6 protein-coding genes and 2 riboswitches (1 of these 8 cut by a window edge) are annotated in these 7769 nt (G+C 40.3%); all 6 genes read right to left on the bottom strand.

Going from position 1 to position 7769, the window contains the following annotated elements; all coding sequences use genetic code 11:
- A protein-coding gene (locus H7992_RS02960) for an NCS2 family permease (protein WP_067205559.1) crosses the window boundary here: on the bottom strand, positions 1–638 show its beginning. 697 nt of this gene lie to the left of the window's left edge; the window shows 638 of its 1335 coding nt (coding positions 1–638); it begins with the start codon at positions 636–638; its stop codon lies off the left edge, out of view.
- Between the two features lie 94 nt (positions 639–732).
- Positions 733–834, bottom strand: a riboswitch (purine riboswitch).
- Positions 826–2133 carry a glutamine-hydrolyzing GMP synthase gene (gene guaA / locus H7992_RS02955; RefSeq protein WP_222618018.1) on the bottom strand — a complete coding sequence of 436 codons (1308 nt, stop codon included), beginning with the start codon at positions 2131–2133 and terminating at the stop codon, positions 826–828. It overlaps the preceding riboswitch by 9 nt.
- A gap of 187 nt (positions 2134–2320) precedes the next feature.
- Positions 2321–2421, bottom strand: a riboswitch (purine riboswitch).
- 31 nt (positions 2422–2452) lie between these two features.
- Positions 2453–4639 (bottom strand): DUF4129 domain-containing transglutaminase family protein, encoded by a 2187-nt coding sequence (locus H7992_RS02950; RefSeq protein WP_187046594.1) that lies wholly within the window; start codon positions 4637–4639, stop codon positions 2453–2455.
- Positions 4636–5841 (bottom strand): DUF58 domain-containing protein, encoded by a 1206-nt coding sequence (locus H7992_RS02945; RefSeq protein ID WP_187046593.1) that lies wholly within the window; start codon positions 5839–5841, stop codon positions 4636–4638. The genes H7992_RS02950 and H7992_RS02945 overlap by 4 nt, the downstream gene beginning before the upstream one ends.
- Positions 5838–6788 carry an AAA family ATPase gene (locus tag H7992_RS02940; protein WP_067205537.1) on the bottom strand — a complete coding sequence of 317 codons (951 nt, stop codon included), beginning with the start codon at positions 6786–6788 and terminating at the stop codon, positions 5838–5840. Before H7992_RS02940 ends, H7992_RS02945 begins: the two co-directional genes overlap by 4 nt.
- 143 nt (positions 6789–6931) lie before the next feature.
- Positions 6932–7756, bottom strand: coding sequence for an NAD(+) synthase (gene nadE, locus H7992_RS02935; protein ID WP_067205534.1), 825 nt, complete (start codon positions 7754–7756; stop codon positions 6932–6934).
- Between the last annotated feature and the right edge of the window lie 13 nt (positions 7757–7769).

Genomic DNA, 7769 nt, shown 5'->3' with positions numbered 1-7769 from the left:
CCTACTATAGTAGTCGTTATCATTCCGTAAAATATAGCACCGTTAATCTTTCGAACCATCATAATTACTGTAATAACAAGACCAAAAATCGCCAGCAATGTCGGCCCCTTCGTTAAATCACCCAAAGTTACAAGCGTGTTAGGGTCAGCAACAATAATGTTGGCATTTTGAAATCCAAGGAATGTAATGAAAAGACCTATACCGGCACCAACTGCATACTTAAGTTGTGTAGGTATTGCATTAATAATCGTTTCGCGGAGACCAGAAAGTGATAATACAATGAATATGAGACCTGAAAAAAGTACACCCGTTAATGCTGTTTGCCAAGGAATCCCCATACCCAATACTACACTGAATGCGAAGAATGCATTTAATCCCATACCCGGCGCAAGTCCAATTGGATATCTCGCGATAAGTCCCATAAATAAAGAACCTACTGCTGCGGCCAATGCTGTTGCGACAAATACAGCGCCTTTGTCCATACGCATTTCGTCCGGAATGCCCGTTATGCCATCAAGCGACAACATTAACGGATTGACAATAAGAATATATGCCATTGCAAGAAACGTTGTCAGACCACCGATAACTTCTCGGCGATAATTTGTTCCGAGCTTATCGAACTCAAAATACTTTTTCATGTATAACTTCCTCTTCAAATAGTTTTTTTAGATAAAAAAAGCATGCGATAGTACTTCGCATGCTTCCCTAAAACAAATTCAAATAGAAGGGTTATCCCCCTTCTATTTGAATCGTAGTCGGGAAATTTAAGGTGTCCCGGTAGAAACTTCCGAGCCATATCCTCGGTTTTATACGATATCTTCTATTTTATTCCCACTCGATTGTGCCGCCTGGCTTTGGAGACAGGTCATAGCATACGCGGTTTACATTTTTCACTTCGTTAATGATCCGGTCAGTGATTTTCAGAAGAATTGGCCAATCGATTTGTTCCACTGTCGCTGTCATCGCATCTACTGTGTTGACGGCACGAATAATGATTGGGTATTCATACGTGCGCTCGTTGTTGCGTACACCGACAGACTTGAAGTTCGGAATGATTGTAAAGTATTGCCAAACTTTCTGATCCAATCCTGCGAGTGCAAATTCTTCGCGTAAAATAGCATCTGATTCGCGTACCGCTTCAAGACGATGAGGCTCAATTTCACCTAAAACGCGCACACCTAGACCAGGTCCTGGGAATGGTTGGCGGTATACCATATCGTGCGGAAGACCTAACTCAACACCACACGCACGTACTTCATCTTTGAATAGTTGGAATAACGGCTCCACTAATTCAAATTGCAAGTCTTCTGGAAGTCCTCCAACATTATGATGTGACTTCACAACTTTATGCGTTTTTGTACCAGATTCTACGATATCTGGATATATTGTTCCTTGTGCTAAGAAGTCAATTCCTTCAAGTTTACGCGCTTCTTCTTCAAATACGCGAATAAATTCATTGCCGATAATTTTACGCTTCTCTTCTGGCTCGTCTACCCCTTTTAGTTTACCTAAGAAACGCTCGCTTGCATCCACGTAAACAAGGTTATCCCCCAAGTCTTTTTCGAACATTTGAACAACGCCCTCAGACTCGTTTTTACGCATTAAACCATGGTTTACGTGCACACAAATTAATTGCTTGCCGATTGCCTTAACTAATAATGCCGCAACAACAGACGAATCTACACCACCTGAAAGAGCCAATAATACTTTCTTATCGCCTACCTGTTTACGGATTAAAGCAACTTGATCATCAATGAAATTTTTCATATTCCAGTTAGCTTCTGCCTTACATGTATGGAACACGAAATCTTTTAAAAGTGCTTTCGTTTCCTTTTCACTTGGCCATTGCTCGAATGTTTTAAGTGCTTTCGTAGAAGGATGACCCACACTAATTACCGGAATGTTTAAAGCGAATATTTCATCTAATACGTCAATCGCTTCACCATCAACGATATTATTTTCACCACCATTTAAAATAATTCCTTTTACCGTTTTTAAACCTTCAATCGTTTGTGATATAATATCATGAGGGTGAATCTCACTATATACACCTAAATCACGAATCCAACGGGCTATTGTCGTATTCTCACTACTACCTAAATCCAATACTAAAATATTGTCCTGCTTCAAGATGATACAACCTCCTTTTAATTTTATTATTCCAGCCTTTTCCGGCTATTTTACCAACTTTTTCATCGTGCAACATAACTATATTCCAAACGTTCCACAAGGCCTTTTCAAATAGAGAAAAACGCGTCAGAAAGTCCAGCTTTCTGCGCGTCTCATCATCTATAAAAAAGCGAACAAAGCTCATATATCAATGAGCTAAATCCACCTTCATAGCCAAGTCATTTTCGGTAACTTGTAGAAACATCCGAACCGTATTATCGGATATATATGAGGGCACCTTGGGCTTGTTCTTTTTTCATCTTACTTCTATTTACGACAAAAATCAACCCGAAGACCTATTGATTAAATCTTCCCATATTTCCCGCAACACTACCCATTCGTGTTCAGTTATATTTCCACCGTAAAAACCCTTTTCATATGCAGTTGTAAGCATTTTCATTCTTTCTCCACCGAAGTAGTTGTCAACACTCGTTGCATAATCAGATAATGTCATACCAGTTGCCCGCTTCAAACCAGAACGATCCAGTTGTTTCAATAAACTGTTATAGCGCTTTGTAAATGTTAACCAATCTTCTTGTTTAGTACGATGGACATAAACTAGCACTTTAGGCAGCCACTTTACCCTACTAACGAATATTCGCCAGCCGGCAAAAATGACTATTAACACAATCACACCTATTATCCACATATTATTCCGGATCCAAGTACCCATAGTTTTGAAAATCTCACTATTTTTTAAGTGCCTATCTGCTTTTACCGTTTTTTCAGCCTGCTCTTTCTTTGGTTGTACAGGCTTTTTCACTTCCGGTGTTAGTGTATCATCAAGGTTCAACTCGATATCATATTCAATATCCGTTAAGCTACTAAATCCAATTGTCGGTTCGTATGGCATCCAGCCAATACCAGGCATATATGCTTCAACCCATGAATGCGCCTCATTATTCGTAATTTGATAAACTTTCTCCCCTTCGTCATTTAAGACAAATTCTCCGGGAGCAAAACCTTTTACCCAACGTGCTGGAATATCAATCGAGCGCAACATGACAACCATAGACGTGGAAAAGTTATCGCAGTATCCCTGTTTGGTATCAAAGAGGAACTGATCTACATAATCATCGCCTGCTTTTGGAATAGCGACACCTTGCTGAGTATAAACAAAGCCATTTCTTCCAAAGTACTTTTCGATTGCCTTCGTCTTCTCGTAAACACTTTCCTGATTTTCTGTTATGTTTTTTGCAAGTTCCTCCACCCGTTCAGGTAATTGCTCTGGAAGTTGTAGGTACTGAGTTAAATCTTCAGCTACCTCTGAAAAATCTCCCATCCTAGTAGCCCTTAACTTTTTCAAGCTGTAATCAGGCTCTGTGAATTCGACTTGATACGAATCTAGGACCCCTTCCTTGCCCTCAATTTCTGTACTGTACTTTCCTGCCCCTTCCAAGTATTGAAAAACAACATCCTTTGTTGCGTATACTTTATTCATCCCATAAGGATAAACGATGAAAGAAAAGTCTTCCGACACCTTCAAATCCGCAAGTTGTTGGGCTGCAGCGTCCACATTTCCTTGACTCGCAATTTCCCCTATCTCCATACCAGGAGTATAACTAGTCTGGGACTCGTCAACAGATACCTGCTCCCAACCTTTTGAGGTGTATGTGTTTTTCGTTTCAATTTTCCAGTATTGTTCATTAGCCACTTTTGCTTCAATGACTAATGTAGAATCCTGCACAAACGAACCACCCAATGTGGAATCATTCGTATCGTATCCACTTTTAGCCACCCCACCTTCCCCACTCCCTTGCACAAATGACTCAAAATAAGGTAGCGGATCTGGCCAGATGGGATCTTGTTTCGGAAGAATGTTGGCAAGCGTTCCACTCACAACAACTGCGAAAAGAAGTGGAACGGATATCGCTAGGAATGCACCTGTTGGAACTGATGTGTTGTGCTTCTCCGCAAGCCTAGTAATCGCAAGTAAACCAAGAAGTAATAACCCCGTCACCATAATTCGGAAAATAGCGCCACCTGCAGCATATCCACCGAACGTATCAATGAACGCTATAAATAGAATAGTCATGATATAAAATAGCAAAATACTTTTCCTTACTTCAATCCAATGACGGATAAGATAGGTCGTCATCCACAGTAGCGCGAAAAACAACACAGTTCTAAATGGATTCGTAATACTTTCCCAGTCACCATTCATGATAATTGGGGCATTCGAAAGGAAGTCACCTGATACATATACTAGTGTTTCCTTTGTAAATAGTACCTTTTCAAAAAATACATAATGGGTCGCTACTACAATGAAAATAATCTTTGTAGGAACGACTATCCACCACTTTGCTTTAATTAAGGCCAAAAAAAATGATAGCGCCACAAATAATAAAAACAGTGTTAAATGATCTGAATTGGTCAATTCAATAACCGGAATTAGCCATTCCCTTAAAAGGATCAATGCCAGTATATAAAGAATTAGTAGCAGTTGCCTATCAATTCGCGCTCCAGTCATAATCGCACCGCCTCTTTAAAAGCATCTGAAAACTGCTTCTGTTCTAATAAATGCACGGTAATTCCCTTCGATTTTGCAAGTCTAATATCCTCTTCAATCCTTTGCAATGCTGGATCATCACGTTTCACTACGACCATGCAAATGATAGATTCAACGTTGTCCACACTTAGCAGGACTGATTGTATGAAAGGCCCATCGGGGTTCCCCGTGATCAATACAATACTGCCCCCGTGTTGAAACGTGGTTCCAAAGTCAGCTAATGATGCTTCATTCGCAGGCTTAATCTTTGCCAAGTGAACCAATGCCATATGAAGTTGCTCTTCCGACTGTATAAATGGGAATAAGGAGGGTTTAGGACCCGTCGTCATCAAGGCAAGATCTGCCTGATGATTTGATGCTTCTTTCAATATTGAAGCAGTAAGTTCTACTAGCTCCTCAAACATTTTCGACTCTCTGCCATCCATGATTATAAATAACTCTTGTGATCGTCTATCTTCAAACTCCTTTGTCATCAAGGTCTGCGTTCTAGCAAACGATTTCCAATGAATCCATGTCACCCGATCACCTGACTGGTAATTGCGTACACCCGTTGCCATCGTCGTATCTTTGACGATATTTAATGGCGAGGCCATCGTACCTTGGTCATATTGTGTATTAAATGGTACATAATGAATACCTGTCATTTTGGGATACACTAGAATCATATTCTCTACTTCAATAAATTTCGTTTTTCGGAGCCATCCAAAAAAGTCGGAAATCTCGACTTTCACCCCTTGAAGTATATGTTCACCCCTGGGTATTTTTTCGATTTCGTATTCCCACTCAACTTCTTGACGGAATCCAAAAACAAACAGGCGTTTTAACTTTTCACCTGCCAAAACAACTATTTCGGGCTCTGCCCACTGTTCACTTACAACGGTATAAAGTAAGGGAAATCGATTTTTACGTTTAATAGATAAAGAAACAATCAACTTCTCACCATTTTGCACATGAGGTGTCCGAATGGTACGTTCCACAGTCATTTTCGACATTGGATAGAAAAATAGTAATAGAGAATAGATTATAAAAGGCAATATAATATAAAAAATAGTCCAACTGACCATGCCGCCTTGGAACATGGCAAAAACAAATGTAGAAACCAAGACGAACAAAACAAATAGTAACCGGCTCGAAATATCAATCATTTTCCTAACAGTTGTCATTTCAGCTGAACCTTATCTACAGGTACACGTACTTTCATCAAAATTCGTTCTATAATTTCCGAAGTGGAAATCCCTTCATACTTGGCTTCAGGACGTAAAATCATGCGATGTCCAAATACGAATGGCGACAAGTACTGGACATCATCCGGTGTAACGTAAGTTCTCCCTTTTATCATCGCATACGCCTGACATGCCTTCATAAGCGCAAGAGATCCTCGGGGACTTACACCTAAATAGACATATGGATTATCACGCGTCTGCGAAGCACATTCTACGATATAGGACTTAATAGTATTATCGACTTTAACTTCTGTTACAGCCTTTTGGAGTTCGATTAATTCTTCAAGTGATACTACGGTTTCTAACGTGTCAATTGGAACGGCCTTCTCCGCACGATCAAGTACTTCAATCTCTTCCATTTTCGTCGGATAACCCATCTTCAGTTTAAATAGAAAACGGTCAAGTTGCGCTTCAGGTAGCGGGTATGTACCTTCATATTCAATCGGATTTTGTGTTGCCATGACAAAAAAGGGTTGCGGAATTCGCATCGTTTCTCCATCTATCGTCACGGTGGACTCTTCCATCCCTTCCAATAGAGAGGATTGCGTCTTTGGCGAAGTCCTATTAATTTCATCGGCTAGAATAATATTCCCCATGATGGGTCCTGGCCTAAATTCAAATTCCATTTCTTTAGGGTTATAAATTGAAACGCCTAGAACATCGGAAGGAAGTAAGTCCGGTGTAAATTGAATTCGCTTAAAATCTGCCCCAATTGACTTAGCCAATGCTTTTACCATCATCGTTTTTCCAACACCTGGCACGTCTTCAAGTAGGACATGCCCTCGGGCAAGAAGTGCGGTAACACTTAATTCGGCGATATCTCTTTTCCCAATCATCACTTTTTCGATATTGGTTAAGACTTTTTCAATCATCTCTTTATGTGTCATTTCAATTCCCCCAATTGTCTATTACGCTAAATTTGTCCGAAAATTAACAAAACATACCTTTATAATACAGGATATCTAATTCTCACACAACTTAAGCACTGATTAGAAAATAAAAAGGAGCCCCAATAAGGAGCCCCCTGAAGTCATTTCCAAAAATCATCAAAAATTGTAATCGGCATATGCCGTTTATGCTTTGAACGGAGAAAATGATTCTCGATTGCTGTACGGGATCCCTCCGGCAACTTTTTACCTTCAAGATAATTATCGATATCGTCATAGGTGACACCAAGCGCTACTTCATCAGGAATAGCCGGTCTGTTTTCTTCAAGATCCGCTGTCGGAACTTTCAAGTAGAGATGTTCAGGGCATCCAAGTTCCTTAAGTAGTTGTTTCCCTTGCCGTTTGTTCAGCCTGTAGATCGGCATAAGGTCTGCACCGCCATCCCCGAATTTCGTATAAAATCCGGTAATGGCTTCCGCTGCATGATCACTCCCGAGAACAATACAATCATGCATGGCCGCAACTGAGTATTGAACCTTCATACGTTCCCGTGCTTTTTCGTTTCCTTTAGCAAAATCGGTCAACGTAACGCCACCTGCAGTCAATGCACGTTCACTCGCATCGACAGCTTCTTTTATGTTAATCGTGTAGATTAGAGACGGCTTAATGAATTCCAATGCATCCTGGCAATCCTCCTCGTCAAACTGAGAACCATAAGGCAACCGGATTGCAATGAATTTAAATCGCTTAGTTTCCTCTTCATCATTTAATTCATCAACAGCGAGTTGAGCAAGTTTCCCGACAAGCGTCGAGTCTTGCCCACCTGAAATTCCAAGAACAAAGCCATTTAAAAATGGGTTTTCCCTTACATATTCTTTCATGAAGTCAATCGATTTCCGAATTTCCTCTTTAGGTTCAATGATTGGCTGCGCCTTTAACTCAGCGATAATTCTATCTTGTAATGTCAACTTCAACAAACCT

This window comes from Sporosarcina sp. resist, assembly GCF_014302295.1.
GTDB classification, from domain to species: Bacteria; Bacillota; Bacilli; order Bacillales_A; family Planococcaceae; genus Sporosarcina; species Sporosarcina psychrophila.
The sequence above is the reverse complement of the archived record's forward strand: the minus strand, read 5'-3'. Positions and strand labels throughout refer to the sequence as shown.